An 18160-nucleotide genomic window follows, 5' to 3' on the forward strand; every position below is an offset into this window, starting at 1 on the left:
CGGTGCGCGTGTCCGAAATGGGCGATTCTCGCGCAGTGTGGTTGAATGGTCACCGAATTGGAGGGGAGTATCCCCACCTCTGTGACAGCATCGTCAACACGATCGGCACCGTTGCCGATCCGGGGCTGTCAGTCGCTCGGACACAAGATTCCGGCGGCGGGAGAGACCTCCGGTACCCGCTAGGTCTACCGGAGGTCTGTGTTCATGCATGTGTCACCGCTGGTCTGGGTCATCACCTGTGTGGTGATTCTCGGACTGTTCGTCTTCGACTTCTTCGCGCACGTGCGCACACCGCACGCCCCCACGTTCCGTGAGTCGGCGTTCTGGTCGTCGGTCTACATCGGTATCGCGATCCTGTTCGGCCTGGTCGTGATGTGGTTGTGGGGAAGTCAGTACGGCGGCGAGTATTTCGCCGGTTACGTCACCGAGAAGGCGTTGTCGGTCGACAACCTCTTCGTGTTCGTCATCATCATGGGAACATTCGCGGTGCCGCGGGAATACCAGCAGAAGGTACTGCTGATCGGCATCGTGATGGCGCTGGTGATGCGCGGCATCTTCATCGGCGTCGGTGCCGCGGCGATCAACGCCTACAGCTGGGTGTTCTACCTGTTCGGTGCGTTCCTCATCTACACCGCGTACACGCTGGTGCGTGATCACGGGCACGAGAAAGAGGTGGAGGAGGAGCGCGACAGCAAGATCGTCGCCGTCGCGAAGAAGATCCTCCCCACCACGGACACCTACGACGGCGACAAGCTCGTCACGCGGATCAACGGCAAGCGCGTCGTGACGCCGCTACTGCTCGCGCTGGTCGCCATCGGATTCACCGACGTGCTGTTCGCGCTCGACTCGATTCCCGCGATCTACGGGCTCACCCAGGAGCCGTACCTGGTCTTCACGGCCAACGCGTTCGCGTTGATGGGTCTGCGTCAGCTGTACTTCCTCATCGGCGGCCTGCTGGACCGCCTGGTGTACCTGTCGTACGGCCTGTCGATCATTCTCGCGTTCATCGGCGTCAAACTCGTGCTGCACGCCCTGCACGAGAACACGCTGGGCTTCATCAACGGCGGCGAGCACGTGGCCGTACCGGAGGTGTCCACGGTGTTCTCGCTCGCCGTGATCATCGGTGTGCTGGCAGTGACCACCGTCGCCAGCCTTCTCAAGACGCGGAACACGACGCCGGCGCAGTAGTTCCGCCGGGCGTCGTACTCGAGGTGTCCGGTGCTCGGCGAGTCAGGAACTGAATTCGCCGAGTACCGGAACCCATTCCACGATCCGCGAGTCCGCCACGAGTCCGTTGCGGGCGAACGGGTCGTGGGTGAAGAGCAGTTCCACAGTCTCCGCGTCGGCGGCGTCGACGATGATGAATGCGCCGCTGCCGTCGGCGAACGGGCCGGACGACACGACGGTCTTCCGCTCGGCGAGCTCACCGAGCCACTCGCGGTGGGCGGGGCGATGCTCGTCGCGTCCTGCGACGGTGTCGGCCGAATATGTGTACTCCACTACGAACAGGGACATGTTCTCGCTCTCTCGGGACGGGTTCGTCGAACAAAAATGGGATCAGGGCACTTCTGTCTCACGCACTGGGATTTCAGAGGGTGAGAAGCATTCGGGTATTGCCGAGGGTGTTCGGCTTGACGTAGCTCAGATCGAGGAATTCGGCGACACCGGTGTCGTACGAGCGGCACATCTCGGCGTAGACCTCGGCGGTCACGGGTGTGCCGTCGATTTCGACGAATCCGTGCTTGCCGAAGAAGTCGACCTCGAACGTGAGAACGAAGAGCCGCTCGAGTTCGAGTTCCCGCGCGACCTCGATCAACTTGGCCACCACGTGGTGTCCCGCACCCTGGCCCTTGGCCGACGGATCGACCGCGATCGTGCGTACCTCGCCGAGGTCGGCCCACAGCACGTGCATTGCGCCACAACCGATCACGTTGCCGTCGCGTTCGGCCACCCAGAACTCCTGGACGGATTCGTACAGGGTCACGAGGTTCTTCTCGAGCAGGATCTTGCCGGAGTAGATGTCGATCAGGCGCTTGATCTCGGGTACGTCGGAGGTTCGTGCTCGCCGCACGATCAGCTGATTGTCGGCGGTGTCCGGCGTCCGAGAAGTCATGTCGTGAACATTAGCCAACGGCCGTACCGATATTCTTAGGCACGTGCCGGTACGACCTACGAATCCTCCCCACTCCCCGCTGCGTCCCGGGGTGCAGTTCGACGCTGCGGTGCTGCGATGAGCACGCAGCGCGAGGGTAGGACGGCCGCCGACAAACCGGCGGCCCCGGATCCGTCGGTGGAACCCGCGAGTGAGACGACCGTACCGCTTCTGAACATCGCGAACATCCTGACGATTCTCCGGATCCTGCTGGTCCCGGTCTTCTTGGTTGTGCTGTTCGTCGGCGACGGACACTCGACGACGTGGCGCCTGATCGCCACCGGTGTGTTCGCGGTCGCGGCCATCACCGACCGGATCGACGGGCAACTCGCCCGCAAGTACGGCCTCGTCACCGATTTCGGCAAGCTCGCCGATCCCATCGCGGACAAGGCGCTGATCGGAGCGGCCCTCGTGGGCCTGTCGATTCTCGGAGACCTGCCCTGGTGGGTGACGGCGGTGATCGCCGTCCGGGAACTGGGCATCACGCTGCTTCGGTTCGCGGTCCTGCGCCATGCCGTCATTCCGGCAGGCAGGGGAGGCAAGCTCAAGACTCTCGTGCAGACGATCGCGATCGGCTATTACCTGCTGCCGCTGCCCGAAGGGTTCGAGGTCGCCGGCTGGATTCTCATGGGTGCTGCCGTGTTGCTGACGGTGGTGACCGGGCTGGACTACGTCGTGCAGGCCGTCCGTCTGCGGGCCGGGGTGCACAAGGTCGAGGCGAACGCGAGCACCGGGGCGTGACCGACCCGCTGGTGGACGGCACGCGGGCCGGTGACCTGGTCGCCGTGCTCACCGCCCGCGGTGAGACGGTGGCCACCGCGGAATCGCTCACCGCGGGACTGCTCACCGCGACGATCGCGGGAGTGCCCGGCGCCAGCAACGTCCTCCGCGGCGGGCTCGTCGTCTACGCCACCGACTTGAAGGCCACCCTCGCCGGGGTCGATCCCACCCGACTGGCGGCGGACGGGCCCGTGGCGGCGTCCACGGCACGCGCACTCGCGGAGGGGGCACGCGCCCGCTGCGGCGCCGACTGGGGCGTCGGCCTGACCGGTGTCGCCGGCCCCGACATGCAGGACGGACACCCGGTCGGCACCGTGTTCCTGAGCATTTCCGGGGCGTCCGGCTCGGCCGTCCGCGAGCTCGGATTGACCGGTGACCGGTGGCAGATTCGCAAATCTGCGGTTTCCGCCGCCGTGTCGGGACTCCTCGATCGTGTGCAGGAAACATCCGCAGGCTAAGGTCGGGAACCAATCGGTCCTGTTCGCGCGTTGAGATAGGCGAGACAGGTGACGGATGAAGGAGGAGCGAGATGGCGCTGCTATTGCGTGAGGCAATCGGTGACAGTCTTCGGCGTACGCGCGTTTCGCAGAGCCGGACCCTGCGTGAGGTCTCCAACAGTGCTCGTGTGAGCCTCGGGTACTTGTCCGAGGTCGAACGAGGGCGCAAGGAAGCCTCGAGTGAGCTCCTGGCGGCGATCTGCGACGCGCTGGAGGTTCCACTCTCCGATGTGCTCGTCGACGTCAGCGAATCGCTGTCCGACGGTTCTTCGGCCAAGCGTGCGGACACCGAGCGGCATGCGGTCGAATCCGCGCCCGCCGAGGCTCCCGCCGCGAGCGCACGACCGGGTTCGACGACCATCGCCCGCGACACCCGGGTGGTCATCCCCGCGCCCGCGCAGGCGCTGGCCGCCGCGTAGCAACACCCGTGCCGAACCGATAGATTTCAGTTGACCGCCGATCTCGTGGGCGGTTGGTCAGACAGGCAGTCGGGGCGCAGCCCTTGTTCCGGTGCGTGACGGTCGCGTATCGGGTCGCGCATCGCGCGGCGCAACAGATGGAGGCAGGATCAACCCATGGCTAATCCTTTCGTCAAGGGATGGAAGTACCTGATGGCGCTCTTCAATTCCAAGATCGATGAGAAGGCTGACCCCAAGGTTCAGATTCAGCAGGCGATCGAGGATGCGCAGCGTCAGCACCAGGCTCTGTCGCAGCAGGCCGCGTCTGTCATCGGCAACCAGCGCCAGCTCGAGATGAAGCTCAGCCGCCAGCTCGACGAGGTGGAGAAGCTCAACGCCAACGCCCGTCAGGCCGTCAACCTGGCCGACCAGGCCCAGACCGCGGGCGACACCGAGAAGGCCATCCAGTACACCAACGCCGCCGAGGCGTTCGCCGCCCAGCTCGTCACCGCCGAGCAGGGGGTCGAGGACCTGAAGGCGCTGCACGACCAGTCCCTGCAGGCCGCCGCACAGGCGAAGAAGGCCGTGGAGCAGAACGCGATGGCTTTGCAGGCCAAGGTCGCGGAGCGCACCAAGCTGCTCAGCCAGCTGGAGCAGGCCAAGATGCAGGAACGCGTCAGCGAGTCGCTGCGCTCGATGGACAGCACCCTCTCGGCTCCGGGCAACACGCCCAGCCTCGACGCCGTGCGCGACAAGATCGAGCGCCGCTACGCCGACGCCCTCGGTTCCGCGGAGCTGGCACAGAACTCGGTATCGGGCCGCATGATGGAAGTCCAGCAGGCGAGCATCCAGATGGCCGGACACAGCAGGCTCGAGCAGATCCGGGCCTCGATGAAGGGCGACGCCCTGCCGTCCGGCGGTGCCGCCAACGCTCCGGCGACCCCCGCCAGCCCGAACCTCGACAAGCAGCCGCCGGCAGCGGGCCAGACCGGCGCCGCACAGTAGCCGAACAGTATTCGCATGAGTTCCACCCGACGTGGCCGACCTGGACGCGCAGTCCGGTCGGCCACTGTCGTGTCCGGGCTCGCGGGGATCCAGGGCGCGCTGCGCGACGCCGGTGAGTCCGTCGCGGACGCGGCGCAGAGGTGGCGTGACCCCCGGGAACGGCTGCTGCGGAAGAAGCGGCGCGCCCGGCGCCGCGCGAAGCGCTACGGCATCGTGTCCGGATCCTCGGCCACCGGCGCCGCGGGTCTCGCCCTGATGGCGGCACCGGAGTGGTCGATGCTGATGGCTGGTGGCGGCGCAGTCGTGTTCGCGGTCCCCGCGGTGCTGGCAGTCAGCCGTTACCGCAAGCTCGACGCCGTGACGTTGCCACCGGGCCTGCCTGCCCGTCGGGTGCTTCCGGGGCCCTCCTCGGCCGCCCGGGAACCGATGGAGCGACTCGTGCACAGCGAACGGGCACTGCACGGCATCCTCGGCGTGCTGTCCCGGTCCGGGAGCATCAGCGGCGAGGACATCGAGGACACCCATTCCACGGCCCGCTCGGCGGCCGCAGCCCTCCAGGCGGTCGCCCTCGACATCACGTCCATGGAGGACGCCGCGCGGGGGAGCCGGGCCGCGGCCGCACCGCTTGACCGGGCGATCGCCTCCGCCGCCGCGCAACTCGACGACGGCGTCGACCAGTTCGAAGAACTGGTGGCCGCGGCCGCTGAGGTCGCCGTTCCCGGAACGACGAGTGCCGTCGGCGAACTGGCGTACGAGCGTGCTGAACTGGTGTCGGCGACGGAAAAGCTCGCCGGCCTCGCGGCGGCTCTCGGCGAGATCGACGACATCGTTCGCCGCTACCGCTGATGTCGTCGATCGACCCGACCGAGGACTTCTGACTTATGGGACATCGTGTGGGGGAGAACCCTGATCTTTCCCTGATCTTTACGCTGACCTGGTGATTTACCCGCTCCGCCGTGCCACGCTGGTGTGCGTACCCGATAAGTGGGGTCGACCAGATGTCGGGCGCAGAAATCGATCGGGGAGACGTGAGTGGAGGAAATCATGTTCTGGAAGATTGTTCTGGCGGTCGCGGCGATCTGGATTGCATTGGCGGTCGTCGGTGCCCTCGTCAAGGGTCTGTTCTGGATTCTCGTGGTCAGCGCCGTGGTGTTCGGCGTGTACCTGTTGATCAAGGCGATGTCCGGATCGGGCGAGAAATCGGACATCACGCGGAGCTGACAGGCATGCTCTACCCATGGAACCGGTACCCGAGGACTGGCATCGTGGGCTCGTCGTCGTCGCGCACCCCGACGACATCGAATACGGCGCAGCGGCGGCTGTAGCGCGCTGGACCGAGCAGGGCAAGGACATCCGCTACGTGCTCGCCACCAGCGGGGAGGCGGGGATCGCGGGCCTGCACCCCACGGAGTCGGGCCCGCTGCGGGAGGCGGAGGAGCGACGTTCCGCGGCCGTGGTGGGAGTGACCGACGTCGAGTTCCTCGGGTACCCCGACGGCACTCTCGTGGAGAGTCTCGCACTCCGCCGCGATCTCGCGACGGCGATCCGTCGTCATCGCCCGGATCTCGTGGTGACGGCCAACTTCGCGGACACCTGGGGGCCCGGGCAGCTGAACAGTGCGGACCACCGCGCACTCGGCCGTTCCGTTCTCGACGCCACCGCGGATGCCGCGAACGAGTGGATCTTTCCCGAGCTGGGGGAGTCGGGGCTGCCGCCGTGGCGCGGTGTCCGCTGGGTCGCCGTCAACACGATGACACCCACGCACGCGGTGGACGTCACTCACACGGTGGATCGGGCGGTGCTCTCGCTCGCCGAGCACGTCCGCTACCTCGAGGCGCTGAGCGACGTACCGGTGGGGCGGCAGGCGAGGGCACAGGTCGAGATGGTGACCGGGCCGCGACCGGGATTCGCCGCCGAGCGCGCCGTGGGATTCGAGCTCTATTACTTCGGCTGAATCCGCGAGCGAGCACGATCGTGCCGGTGCCCCTGGCACTGCCGGTCTGGAATCGGACTCGGACGGAACAATAAAATTTCCCGAATCAGTGAGTGGTTACCTCGGCCTTTGTCCGACGCGTCGGCCCTTCCTGCCGCCTCACCGCCCGGTCGCACCTGCGCCCCGCGAATCCCCGACGTCGGGGAGGTGGGGCAGCGAACGCCCTGCGTGTGTGATTCGAGTGCCGGTTCGGTGCCGGCGGGGGATTCATGCGTTACGGTGTTACACACAATGTCTATTCGTAATTCTTCGCCGCGTGACGACACCTCCGCGAGCGTCGAGGACTCCATTCTCGACGCCGCACGCTCGTGCATCCTCGATTTCGGACTGCGCCGCACCACGCTGGCGGAGGTCGCCCGGCGCGCCGGCGTCAGCAGGCCGACCGTCTATCGCCGCTGGTCGGACACCAGGGCTGTGGTCGCCGATCTCATGACCCGTGAGATCGCTGCGGTGATGCCCGAATTCTCCGCCGAGGAATCGGTCCACCGCCAGCTGGTCGACGCCGTGGTCCACGTGTCCACCGAGGTTCGCGACCATCCGCTGTTCGTGAAGATCCTGCGGTCGGATCAGGAACTGTTCACCACCTACGTCCTCGAGCGGCTCGGTACGAGCCAGCGGGCGATCATCGACCAGGTCGCGTTCGCGGTGTCGACGGGTCAGGACCAAGGCTCGATCCGCGCGGGGGACAGCCGTCAGATCGCCACGATGGTGCTGCTCATCGCACAGTCCGCCGTCCAGTCGGCCGTGATGGTGGCCGAGGAACTTCCCGGCGACGCCCTGACGGAGCAACTCCGGCACGCTGTCGGCGCCTATCTGGCACCGGACGCCGCCGACACCCACCCGACAGATCGAGGAGACCGGTGAACCACCCGAACACGCCGCCCGTGAGCCGCTCGTCGGCTCTGAACGCCACGCGAAGAACGCGCGAACTCGACCAGCTGTCGGACGGTGCCGTCGTCGACGTGCTGGTGATCGGCGGCGGAGTGACCGGCGTCGGTGTCGCGCTCGACGCGGCGTCACGCGGCCTCGACGTCGTGCTCGTGGAGAAGCGGGACCTCGCGTTCGGGACCAGCCGGTGGAGTTCGAAACTCGCCCACGGCGGGCTGCGGTACCTGGCATCGGGCAACGTCGGTATCGCTCGCGAGAGCGCGGTCGAACGCGGAATCCTCATGACCCGCACCGCGCCCCACCTCGTCCGGGCTCTCCCGCAGCTCGTGCCCGTCCTCGATTCGACGACGCTGTTCGGCAAGTCCCTCGTCCGCACGGGATTCCTGGCCGGCGACCTGCTGCGTGCAAGTGCTCGCACACCGTCGTCGGTCCTGCCGCGATCACGGACGGTCCGGGCCGACCGGGTGGTCGAACTCGCCCCCGCGGTTCGGCGGGAAGGCCTGCGCGGCGGCCTGATGGCATACGACGGCCAGCTCATCGACGACGCCAGACTCGTGGTGTCCCTCGCGCGCACCGCCGCGCTCCACGGTGCGAAGGTGCTCACCCGGACGGGCGCGTACGACGTCACCGGGACGTCCGCGACCCTGCGCGACGAGCTGACCGGCTCGGAACAATCGATCAGGGCGCGCGCCGTGGTCAACGCGGCGGGCGTGTGGTCGGGTGAGATCGATCCCGCGATCACGTTGCGGCCCAGTCGCGGCACGCATCTGGTGCTCCCGGCCGAGCGGCTCGGGAACCCGACCGCGGCGCTCACGGTTCCGATCCCCGGTGAGACCAATCGCTTCGTCTTCGCGCTGCCCGCACAGCTCGGCCGCGTGTACCTCGGCTTGACCGACGAGGCCGCGCCGGGACCTGTTCCGGACGTTCCGGTGGCGTCGGAGCAGGAGATCGACTTCCTTCTCGACACGGTCAACACCGCGCTCGAGGTTCCGTTGCAGCGCTCGGACGTCCTGGGGACCTTCGCCGGACTGCGACCGCTCCTCGACACCGGGGACGGATCCACCGCGGACCTCTCGCGCAACCACGCCATCCTGCGCTCGGACACGGGTCTCGTCAGTGTGGTCGGCGGCAAGCTGACCACCTACCGCAAGATGGCGGAGGATGCCGTCGACGCCGCGGTCGAGGTGGCAGGACTGGACGCGGGCCCGTGCCGGACACGGGCCCTGCCGCTCGTCGGTGCCGCGACACCCGAAGCGCTGCGGAAGGTCTCGGTCCCACCGGCGCTGCTCGCCCGCTACGGAACGGAGGCGACGCTGATCGCCGCCGCCGACCCCGAACTGCTGGCGCCGATCGCCGAGGGTGTCGACGTGAGCCGCGCCGAGTTCGAGTTCGCGGTGACCCACGAGGGGGCACTCGACGTCGACGACCTGCTCGACCGGCGCACCCGGATCGGACTCGTGCCCGCCGACCGTGCCCGGGCTCGCGGTGCCGCCGAAGCAGTGTTCGAGAAACGGTGACGCCGGCCGTGTGACACCCTGTGGTTCGTGCGAGTCGCCGTGGTCGCCGGGCCTGATCCCGGACATGCCTTTCCCGCCCTTGCATTGTGCCTCGCTTTCATCGAGGCCGGAGACGATCCCGTCCTGTTCACAGGCTCACGGTGGGTCGAGTCCGCACGGGCGGCCGGTGTGCCTGCCGAGTTGCTGAAAGGTCTCGCGCCCCGCCCGACGGACGACGACCTCGATGCGGGAGCGCGCATTCACGCCCGCGCCGCGCACATCTCCACCGAGTTGCTCCCCGACCTGCGCGCGATGGGACCCGACCTCGTCGTCTCGGACATCCTCACCGCCGGCGGGGGTATGGCCGCGGAGCGGCTGGGGATCCCGTGGGTCGAGCTGTCCCCGCATCCGCTGTACGCCGCGTCCAAGGGGTTGCCGCCCATCGGAAGTGGATTGGCTCCGGGCGTGGGAATTCGGGGCAGGCTCCGTGACACGCTCATGCGCACCGCGACGGCGCGGTCGATCCGGCAGGGTGTGCGGCAACGCTCCGAGGCCAGGGTCGGTGTCGGACTGCCTGCGAAGGACCCGGGACCGGTGCGCCGGCTGATCGCGACGCTCCCCGCGCTCGAGGTGCCGAGGCCGGACTGGCCCGCCGAGGCGCACGTGGTCGGACCGCTGCTGTGGGAACCGACGAACGAGGTGATCGAGGCGCCGGACGGCACAGATCCCCTGATCATGGTGGCTCCGTCGACCGCGTTCACCGGCGCGGAGGGCATGCTCGAGACGACGCTGGCGGGGCTCGACGGGGCCGGTGTCCGTGTGATCGCGTCGATACTGGACGGATCGCCGGCCACGGTTCCGCCCTGGGCGAGGGCAGGTCTCGGCCGTCAGGACGCGATGTTGCGCGAGGCCTCGGCCGTCGTCTGCGGTGGCGGACACGGAATGCTGGCGAAGGCCCTGCTCGCAGGGGTTCCGGCGGTGGTGGTTCCCGGCGGCGGCGATCAGTGGGAGCTCGCGAACCGGGCCGCGCGGCAGGGGAGCGCCGTCGTGGTGCGTCCCCCGAGCGCCGAAGCACTCCGCGCGGCGGTCGAACAGGTGCTCTCGAACGGTGCCCACACGGACGCCGCGCGGCGGGCCGCGCGGAGCATCGCGGACGTCGCCGATCCGGTGGCGGTGTGCCGCGACGCGCTGCGGTAAGAGGGCGGCGCGAGGTTCGGCTAGCGTGGATGTGTGCGACTGACCGAATTTCACCAACTCGTCCGCGAAGAGTTCGGGCAGATGCGCGGCGACGCACTACTCGTCGACCACGTGCTGCTCAGTCTCGGGGGCAAGACCGCCGCCGAAGCCATCGAGGACGGCCGGGAACCCCGCGAGGTGTGGCGTGAACTCTGCGTGGAGTTCGACGTCCCGCCGCAGCGCCGGTAGAAATCCGGCGTGTCGAACGGACCGACCGCACATATCGAACACACGTTCCCCTATGCTGGAGATGTTCGGTGGTCACGGTTCTTGTCGGTACCCGGATCTAACCTGACCGCAGATCACTGATGAGACTCGAGGAATGGGGACGACGATGGCACCACAGGCACACGATCGAGACAAGGCGCTCGACCTCGCGCTGGCGCAGATCGACAAGAACTTCGGCAAGGGCTCGGTGATGCGCCTGGGCGAAGGTGTCCGTCAGCCCATCGCCGTCATCCCGACCGGCTCCATCGCGCTGGACGTCGCCCTCGGCATCGGCGGGCTGCCCCGTGGCCGTGTCGTCGAGATCTACGGCCCGGAGTCCTCGGGTAAGACCACCGTGGCTCTGCACGCTGTCGCCAACGCACAGGCGGCGGGCGGCATCGCCGCGTTCATCGACGCCGAGCACGCGCTCGACCCCGACTACGCCCAGAAGCTCGGCGTCGACACCGATGCGCTGCTGGTGTCGCAGCCCGACACCGGTGAGCAGGCGCTCGAGATCGCAGACATGCTGATCCGCTCCGGCGCCCTCGACATCCTCGTGGTCGACTCCGTGGCCGCTCTGGTCCCGCGCGCCGAGATCGAGGGTGAGATGGGCGACAGCCACGTGGGTCTGCAGGCCCGTCTGATGAGCCAGGCGCTCCGTAAGATGACCGGTGCGCTCAGCAATTCCGGCACCACCGCGATCTTCATCAACCAGCTGCGCGAGAAGATCGGCGTCATGTTCGGTTCCCCCGAAACCACCACCGGTGGTAAGGCATTGAAGTTCTACTCGTCGGTGCGCCTCGACGTGCGGCGGATCGAGACCCTGAAGGACGGCACCGACGCAGTGGGTAACCGTACCCGCGTCAAGGTGGTCAAGAACAAGGTCGCGCCGCCGTTCAAGCAGGCCGAGTTCGACATCCTCTACGGACTGGGAATCAGCAAGGAAGGCTCGCTGATCGACATGGGTGTCGAACACGGGTTCATCCGCAAGTCGGGCTCCTGGTACACCTACGAAGGCGACCAGCTGGGACAGGGCAAGGAGAACGCCCGCAAGTTCCTGTTGGAGAACACCGACATCCGGGACGAGATCGAGAAGAAGATCAAGGAAAAGCTCGGAATCGGCGCCGACGTCACTGCTGCTACGGATGACGCCGCCCCGGTCGAATTCTAAGGCGCCGCCGTGCGTCCGACGGGCGAAGGTGGAACGGAGACGCAGGCCAAGGATTTGTGCCTGCGTCTCTTGACGGACCGTGCCCGGAGTCGAGCGGAGTTATCGGAGCGTCTGGCGAAGAAGGGCTACTCGGCCGAGATCGCTGAGCGTGTGCTGGATCGCCTCACCGAGGTCGGACTCGTCAACGACGCCGACTTCGCCCAGCAGTGGGTGCATTCGCGGCACACGTACTCCGGCAAGGGGAAACGTGCGCTCGCACTGGAACTGCGCCGCAAGGGCATCGGTCAGGAAGACGCCACCGAGGCGCTCGCTCAGATCGACAGCGAAGACGAACGAGCGCGAGCCACCGAACTGGTCGCGAAGAAACTGCGGACGGTGCCCGCGGACGATCGGGACCGGGCGGTCCGCCGGCTGGTGTCGATGCTCGCGCGCCGCGGTTTTCCCCAGGGCCTGGCGTTCGAGGTGGTCAAGGAACAACTCGATCGCGCCGGTGCGGAAACCGACGGCCTGTTCGACGAGACCTGACCCGAGACGACAACAACACTGACGAGACGTCGACAACACTGACGAGACGACAACACTGACGAGACGACAACACTGACGAGACGACAACACTGCGGTCGGACGGGAACAGAGTTCGCGTCCGACCGCAGTGTCACGTCACACCCGCGTCAGATCACAACCGCTTGTCGGTGATGTCCATACCCGGAACCGACACCGCCGGAAGCTCAGGAACGGCCCCCCCGGGGCCTCCGCCCTTCTTGCTGGCCCGTAGTCGCTTCTCCACCTTGGTCGCCACCACGGTGAGCGTGTAGTTGAGGATGATCATGATGATCGCCACCACGATCAGGGCGGGCAGGTAGTTGCCGTAGAACGCACCGAGCTGCTGGCCGGACCGCACCACTTCGACGTAGCCGATGAGGTAACCGAGCGCGGAGTCCTTCAACGCCACCACCATCTGCGAGATGATCGCGGGCAGCATCGCCGTGACGGCCTGCGGAAGCAGGATGGTCCGCATGACCTGGCCCTTGCGCATACCCAGTGCCATGGCGGCCTCGCTCTGCCCCTTGGGGAGCGAGTTGATACCTGCCCTGACGATTTCGGCGATCACCGAGCCGTTGTACAGCGTGAGGCCCACGATGACCGCGGCGAGTGCAAGGTATTTCGACTTGAAGACCTCGTACTCGGCGAACAGCTGGTACGAGAAGATCATCAGGATCAGCACGGGGATGGCGCGGAACAATTCGACGATCCCGCCGGCCACCCATCGCACCGGCCGGTGGTCCGACAGGCGTCCGATGCCGAGGATCGCGCCGAGGATCAGTGCTAACAGGATCGATACGGCGGCCGCCACGAGGGTGCCGCGGATGCCGGGGATCAGATACGTCGTCCACGACGTCGATTCGAGGAACGGATCCCATTTCGCCGCTGTCAGCTGACCTTTGTCGTCGAGCGCAGCGTAGACGAGGTAGCCGATTCCCAGCAGTGCGACAGCGACCACGACCGAGATCAGGCGATAGATGTTCTTCGCCTTCGGGCCCGGTGCGTCGTAGAGGACGGTGGCGGAATTGCTCATCGTGCAACCTCGAATCGCTTGCTCAGGTATCCGAAGAGAAGCCCCATCGGCAGGGTCAGGATCACGAAGCCGAGCGCGAAGATGCCACCGACGACGAAGATGGCGGCCTCGTTCTCGATCATTTCCTTCATCAGCAGCGACGCCTCCGCCACGCCGATCACCGAGGCGATCGTCGTGTTCTTGGTCAAGGCGATCAGCACACTGCCGAGTGGGGCGGTGACCGCGCGGAATGCCTGCGGCAACACGATCAACCGCAGATTCTGCGAGAACGTGAGGCCGAGTGACCGGCCCGCCTCCGCCTGGCCGACGTGCACCGTGTTGATACCGGACCGCAGCGACTCACAGACGAAGGCCGCGGTGTAGACGCTGAGGCCGAGCACGGCGAGCCGGAAGTTGTTCTCCTCGAAGAACGTCGGCGACTGCTCGGGGGCGAGCTTGACGCCCATCGTCTGGAAGAGCCCGAAGGAGCAGAAGATGATGATGAGCGTCAGGGGAGTGTTGCGGAAGATCGTCACGTACGCCGTGCCGACGCCACGCGCGACCGGGATCGGTGACACCCGCATCGCCGCGAGGATGGTGCCGAGTATCAGAGCACCGACAGCCGAGAACGCGGTGAGTTGCACCGTCGTCCAGAATGCGTCGATCAGCTGATCGCTGTATTTGCTCAGTAGGTCCACTTACCGTCTCCCCAGGTCACCGGTGGTTGGTGTCGAACCGGGCCGGACGACTCCACGAATGGGAAGTCGTCCGACCCGGATGAGTGAGTTGCTCAGTACCGATCGACGGTCGGCGGGGCGGGGATCGGGTAACCCGACGCGCCGACGGTCTCGTTGAACGCGCGCGCCCACGAGCCGTCCGCGATCATCGCGTCGATGGCGTCGTTGATCTTGGCGCGGGTCTCGTCGTCACCCTTGGCCAGTCCGATGCCGTAGCGCTCTTCGGTGAACGGCTCGCCGACCACCTTCAGCTCGCCCGGGTATTGCGCCGCATAGCCGGCGAGGATGATGTCGTCGGTGGTGACGGCGTCGACCGCACCGTTACGCAGCGCCTCGACGCAGGCGGAGTACGTGTCGAACTCCTGCAGCTGCACGTCCTGCGCGTACGTGTCCTTGACCTTCTGCGCCGGGGTGGACCCGGTCACGGAGCACAGCTTCTTCCCGCCGTTGAGCGAATCGGGGCCGGTGATGTCGGTGTTGTCGGACTTCACCAGGAGCGACTGTCCGGCGATGAAGTACGGCCCGGCGAAGTCGACCTTCTCCTTGCGGGCGTCGGTGATCGAGTAGGTGGCGACGATGTAGTCGACCTCACCGTTCTCGATCAGCGTCTCGCGCTGAGCCGACGGGGACTCCTTGAACTCGATGTTCTCGGGCGCGACACCCAGCTTGCCGGCCACGTATTCGGCCACCTCGACGTCGAAGCCGCTGAAGGACCCGTCGGGGTTGCGCAATCCGAGGCCGGGCTGGTCGTACTTGATTCCGACCGTGAGCTTGCCCTCCGACGCGCTCTGGGAGGCGCTCTTCTCTTCACCTCCGCCACAGGCAGATGCGACGACGGCGAGCGCCATGACGCCGATTCCCACGCGAATCGAGCGATTGATCCTCATCGAGTTCCTCCAATTGAAATGACGGGTGTTGCGTGTCGAGCACGGTCGACCGAGAGAGCACCGCAGCGGCGCCCTTTCGAGTCAGTGGCTGAGAATCTTGCCGAGAAAGTCCTTCGCGCGCTCGGATTTGGGAGCGGTGAAGAACGTGGCGGGCTCGGCGTCCTCGACGATCTGGCCGTCGGCCATGAAGAGAACCCGGTGGCCGACCTTGCGGGCGAAGCCCATCTCGTGGGTCACCACGAGCATGGTCATGCCTTCCTTGGCCAGCGAGGTCATGACGTCCAGGACCTCGTTGACCATTTCCGGGTCGAGTGCGGACGTCGGCTCGTCGAACAGCATGACCTTGGGGTTCATGGCAAGTGCACGTGCGATCGCGACTCGCTGCTGCTGACCGCCCGACAACTGCGCCGGGTACTTGTCCGCCTGGTTGGCGATGCCGACCCGCTCGAGAAGTTCGTAGGCCTTCGCCTTCGCGTCGGCGCTGCTCTTCTTCCGCACCTTGACCGGTGCGAGCATCACGTTGTCGAGGATCGTCTTGTGGGCGAACAGGTTGAACGACTGGAACACCATGCCCACGTCGGCGCGCAGCGCCGCCAGAGCCTTGCCCTCGGCCGGAAGTACCTTGCCGTCCACCGCGATCTCACCGGAGTCGATGGGCTCGAGGCGGTTGATGGTGCGGCACAGCGTCGACTTACCCGAGCCGGACGGTCCGAGCACGATCACGACCTGTCCGCGAGGGACTTCGAGGTCGATCTCCTGGAGGACGTGGAGGGCGCCGAAGTGTTTGTTCACCGATTTCATCGAGATCATGGACGGGGCCGCGCCCGTGGAGGGTGTCGGCGTCGCGTCGTCGGCTTGCGTCATAGTCGATGACCCTATGTGTTGGGAGCGGGAGCACCTGCCATTTGCTCCGAGAATCCTCGGGATGTCACGGAAACTTTACTGTCCGGCTTCGGGCGTGTGTCCGGGCGCACACCGGCCGCGACGAGGCGATTTGGCGCGGGCCGTACCCTGGCATACGTGGACACGATCGACCAGACCCCTCACCGCAGCTACGAGGTGCGCACGTACGGCTGCCAGATGAACGTGCACGACTCCGAGCGGTTGTCGGGGCTCCTCGAGGACGCCGGCTACACGAAGGCGGCCGCGGGGCAGGCACCCGACCTCGTCGTCTTCAACACCTGCGCGGTGCGGGAGAACGCCGACAACAAGTTGTACGGCAACCTGAGCCACCTCGCGCCTGCGAAGGAACAGAACCCCGACATGCAGATCGCGGTCGGCGGGTGTCTGGCGCAGAAGGACCGCGACGTCGTCGTGAAGAAGGCGCCGTGGGTGGACGTCGTGTTCGGCACCCACAACCTCGGTTCGCTCCCCGCGTTGCTGGACCGGGCCCGCCACAACCAGCGGGCCGAGGTCGAGATCCTCGACGCGCTGGAGGCATTCCCGTCGACGCTGCCCGCCAAGCGGGAGTCGGCGTACGCCGGCTGGGTGTCCATCTCGGTGGGATGCAACAACACCTGCACGTTCTGCATCGTGCCCGCGCTGCGCGGCAAGGAGGTCGACCGGCGCCCCGGCGACATCCTGGCCGAGGTGCAGGCTCTGGTGAACGAGGGCGTCGTCGAGGTCACCCTGCTCGGGCAGAACGTCAACGCGTACGGCGTGTCGTTCGCGGATCCGGACCAGCCCCGCGACCGCGGCGCGTTCGCCGCGCTGCTGCGCGCATGCGGAGAGATCGACGGTCTCGAGCGAGTGCGCTTCACGTCTCCGCACCCGGCCGAGTTCACCGACGACGTCATCGAGGCGATGGCCGAGACCCCCAACGTGTGTCCCCAGCTGCACATGCCGCTGCAGTCCGGCTCGGACCGCGTGCTGAAGGCGATGCGCCGCTCCTACCGGAAGTCGCGGTTCCTGGGAATCATCGACAAGGTGCGCACCGCGATGCCGCACGCGGCCATCACCACCGACATCATCGTGGGCTTCCCGGGTGAGACCGAGGAAGACTTCCAGGACACACTCGACGTCGTCCGGCAGGCGCGCTTCACCAGCGCCTACACGTTCCAGTACTCCAAGCGGCCGGGCACCCCGGCCGCGGAGATGGACGAGCAGCTGCCCAAGGTTGTCGTCCAGGAACGGTACGAACGTCTCATCGCGTTGCAGGAACAGATCACCCTCGAGGAGAACCAGAAGCTCGTCGGCGCCGAGGTGGAACTGCTCGTCGCCGCCGGGGAGGGTCGCAAGAATGCGGAGACCGCCCGGATGAGCGGGCGCGCCCGCGACGGCCGGCTCGTCCACTTCCGGCCCGAGGGCAACCTCGACGGGACCGTCCGGCCCGGCGACGTCGTCACCGTCGTCGTCAGTGCCGCCGCCCCGCACCACCTCGTCGCCGACACCCCGGTCCTGACCCACCGCCGCACCCGCGCGGGCGACTCCTTCGAGAAGGGCGTGACCCCGAAGACCCCGCCGATCGGCGTTGGACTCGGACTGCCGCAGATCGGTGCGCCCGCACCACTACCCGCCCAGATGGGATGCAACGCATGACCTCCCCGTTCGACGACAAACGGCACGACGGAAACCGGACCGGCGACAACGGTTCGGGCGCCGAGAACGAGCCGATCGAGAGTTACCTGAAGGATTTCGACGCCGCCGAGAAGAAGGTGGCCGGCGAGATCGATCCCGGCGCGCGTGCGCTCGTCGTCGCGGTTGCGGTGGTCGTGCTCCTCGGCTCGCTGACGTTGCCGCACTCCGGCATCGCCAACGGCTGGGAGGTACTGGTGTACGGGGACGACGCCCGCGCGGAGACGATCGCCCTGCCGTCGCGGCTGTTCGTGTGGTTCGAGGTGGTGTTCGGGGTCGTCGTGTCGATGCTGGCGCTCGTCACCCGCCGCTGGGCCCTCGCGTGGGTGGCCCTCGCCGGGACCGCCGTGTCCATCGTGTTCGGCATGCTCGCCATCTGGTCGCGGCAGACACCGGCGCCCGGGGTCGAGGCGGCCGGACCGGGGATCGGCCTGATCATCGGCTGGCTCACCGTCATCGTGCTCACGTTCCACTGGTTGAAGGTGGTCTGGAGCCGGACCGCCCTGCAACTGGCCGCGGAAGAGGAACGCCGCGCCGCTGCCGCCGAAGCGGAGCGACGCGGCGACTGGAACGTCGGCTGATCG

The 18160-nt window shown here is 67.0% G+C and carries 22 protein-coding genes; 16 read left to right on the forward strand and 6 right to left on the reverse strand.

Features of this window, described 5'->3' with window-relative positions:
* The first annotated feature begins 204 nt into the window (after nt 1-204).
* Nucleotides 205-1188, forward strand: a complete 984-nt coding sequence (locus tag ACLIVD_RS15420; RefSeq protein ID WP_283331944.1) for a TerC family protein — start codon at nt 205-207, stop codon at nt 1186-1188.
* A gap of 42 nt (nt 1189-1230) precedes the next feature.
* Here ACLIVD_RS15420 and ACLIVD_RS15425 read toward each other — a convergent pair whose 3' ends face one another.
* Nucleotides 1231-1515 (reverse strand): YciI family protein, encoded by a 285-nt coding sequence (locus ACLIVD_RS15425; RefSeq protein WP_105414538.1) that lies wholly within the window; start codon nt 1513-1515, stop codon nt 1231-1233.
* A 73-nt stretch (nt 1516-1588) separates the two neighbouring features.
* Nucleotides 1589-2113, reverse strand: coding sequence for an amino-acid N-acetyltransferase (locus ACLIVD_RS15430; RefSeq protein ID WP_005240737.1), 525 nt, complete (start codon nt 2111-2113; stop codon nt 1589-1591).
* A gap of 117 nt (nt 2114-2230) precedes the next feature.
* Here ACLIVD_RS15430 and pgsA point away from each other — a divergent pair, with 117 nt between their 5' ends.
* The 13 genes from pgsA (at nt 2231) to recX (ending at nt 12348) form a co-directional block, all read left to right on the forward strand.
* A complete protein-coding gene (pgsA, locus tag ACLIVD_RS15435) occupies nt 2231-2893 on the forward strand; it encodes a CDP-diacylglycerol--glycerol-3-phosphate 3-phosphatidyltransferase (protein WP_283353119.1) in 663 nt (220 codons plus the stop codon).
* Complete coding sequence (locus ACLIVD_RS15440) at nt 2890-3390, forward strand: CinA family protein (RefSeq protein WP_105414540.1); 501 nt, start codon at nt 2890-2892, stop codon at nt 3388-3390. Before pgsA ends, ACLIVD_RS15440 begins: the two co-directional genes overlap by 4 nt.
* A gap of 71 nt (nt 3391-3461) precedes the next feature.
* Nucleotides 3462-3848: a helix-turn-helix domain-containing protein gene (locus ACLIVD_RS15445; RefSeq protein WP_005240740.1), complete on the forward strand. Its 387-nt coding sequence runs from the start codon at nt 3462-3464 to the stop codon at nt 3846-3848.
* A 156-nt stretch (nt 3849-4004) separates the two neighbouring features.
* Nucleotides 4005-4832, forward strand: coding sequence for a PspA/IM30 family protein (locus ACLIVD_RS15450; protein WP_105414541.1), 828 nt, complete (start codon nt 4005-4007; stop codon nt 4830-4832).
* Between the two features lie 15 nt (nt 4833-4847).
* A complete protein-coding gene (gene pspM, locus ACLIVD_RS15455; RefSeq protein ID WP_241961905.1) occupies nt 4848-5678 on the forward strand; it encodes a phage shock envelope stress response protein PspM in 831 nt (276 codons plus the stop codon).
* Nucleotides 5679-5876: 198 nt separating this feature from the next.
* Complete coding sequence (locus tag ACLIVD_RS15460) at nt 5877-6053, forward strand: hypothetical protein (protein WP_007296377.1); 177 nt, start codon at nt 5877-5879, stop codon at nt 6051-6053.
* A gap of 16 nt (nt 6054-6069) precedes the next feature.
* Entirely contained in the window at nt 6070-6786 is a 717-nt protein-coding gene (locus tag ACLIVD_RS15465; RefSeq protein WP_317567496.1) for a PIG-L deacetylase family protein, read from the forward strand.
* A 270-nt stretch (nt 6787-7056) separates the two neighbouring features.
* Complete coding sequence (locus ACLIVD_RS15470; protein ID WP_317567495.1) at nt 7057-7689, forward strand: TetR/AcrR family transcriptional regulator; 633 nt, start codon at nt 7057-7059, stop codon at nt 7687-7689.
* Entirely contained in the window at nt 7686-9230 is a 1545-nt protein-coding gene (locus tag ACLIVD_RS15475) for a glycerol-3-phosphate dehydrogenase/oxidase (RefSeq protein WP_280783275.1), read from the forward strand. The genes ACLIVD_RS15470 and ACLIVD_RS15475 overlap by 4 nt, the downstream gene beginning before the upstream one ends.
* A gap of 27 nt (nt 9231-9257) precedes the next feature.
* The gene (locus tag ACLIVD_RS15480; RefSeq protein WP_283331939.1) at nt 9258-10406 is read left to right on the forward strand and encodes a glycosyltransferase; all 1149 of its coding nucleotides are present in this window, start codon (nt 9258-9260) and stop codon (nt 10404-10406) included.
* Between the two features lie 33 nt (nt 10407-10439).
* On the forward strand, nt 10440-10634 hold the full coding sequence (locus ACLIVD_RS15485) for a DUF3046 domain-containing protein (protein WP_005240748.1): 195 nt from the start codon (nt 10440-10442) through the stop codon (nt 10632-10634).
* 145 nt (nt 10635-10779) lie between these two features.
* Nucleotides 10780-11823, forward strand: coding sequence for a recombinase RecA (gene recA / locus ACLIVD_RS15490; RefSeq protein WP_005240749.1), 1044 nt, complete (start codon nt 10780-10782; stop codon nt 11821-11823).
* Between the two features lie 9 nt (nt 11824-11832).
* Entirely contained in the window at nt 11833-12348 is a 516-nt protein-coding gene (gene recX, locus ACLIVD_RS15495; RefSeq protein ID WP_317567494.1) for a recombination regulator RecX, read from the forward strand.
* Between the two features lie 151 nt (nt 12349-12499).
* Here recX and ACLIVD_RS15500 read toward each other — a convergent pair whose 3' ends face one another.
* From ACLIVD_RS15500 to ACLIVD_RS15515, 4 genes are all read right to left on the reverse strand, one after another.
* Complete coding sequence (locus ACLIVD_RS15500) at nt 12500-13399, reverse strand: amino acid ABC transporter permease (protein WP_009480022.1); 900 nt, start codon at nt 13397-13399, stop codon at nt 12500-12502.
* Nucleotides 13396-14076, reverse strand: a complete 681-nt coding sequence (locus ACLIVD_RS15505; protein WP_005261143.1) for an amino acid ABC transporter permease — start codon at nt 14074-14076, stop codon at nt 13396-13398. The genes ACLIVD_RS15500 and ACLIVD_RS15505 overlap by 4 nt, the downstream gene beginning before the upstream one ends.
* Before the next feature lie 92 nt (nt 14077-14168).
* A complete protein-coding gene (locus ACLIVD_RS15510) occupies nt 14169-15002 on the reverse strand; it encodes a glutamate ABC transporter substrate-binding protein (RefSeq protein WP_105414549.1) in 834 nt (277 codons plus the stop codon).
* Nucleotides 15003-15083: 81 nt separating this feature from the next.
* Nucleotides 15084-15812: an amino acid ABC transporter ATP-binding protein gene (locus ACLIVD_RS15515; RefSeq protein ID WP_011598564.1), complete on the reverse strand. Its 729-nt coding sequence runs from the start codon at nt 15810-15812 to the stop codon at nt 15084-15086.
* Between the two features lie 210 nt (nt 15813-16022).
* On the opposite strand from ACLIVD_RS15515, the gene miaB reads away from it, so the two are divergent.
* Nucleotides 16023-17540, forward strand: coding sequence for a tRNA (N6-isopentenyl adenosine(37)-C2)-methylthiotransferase MiaB (gene miaB, locus ACLIVD_RS15520; RefSeq protein WP_317567493.1), 1518 nt, complete (start codon nt 16023-16025; stop codon nt 17538-17540).
* Nucleotides 17537-18157 carry an Rv2732c family membrane protein gene (locus ACLIVD_RS15525; protein ID WP_105414551.1) on the forward strand — a complete coding sequence of 207 codons (621 nt, stop codon included), beginning with the start codon at nt 17537-17539 and terminating at the stop codon, nt 18155-18157. The genes miaB and ACLIVD_RS15525 overlap by 4 nt, the downstream gene beginning before the upstream one ends.
* Nucleotides 18158-18160 lie beyond the last annotated feature (3 nt).

The sequence above is a fragment of the Rhodococcus sp. G6(2025) genome, assembly GCF_058628105.1.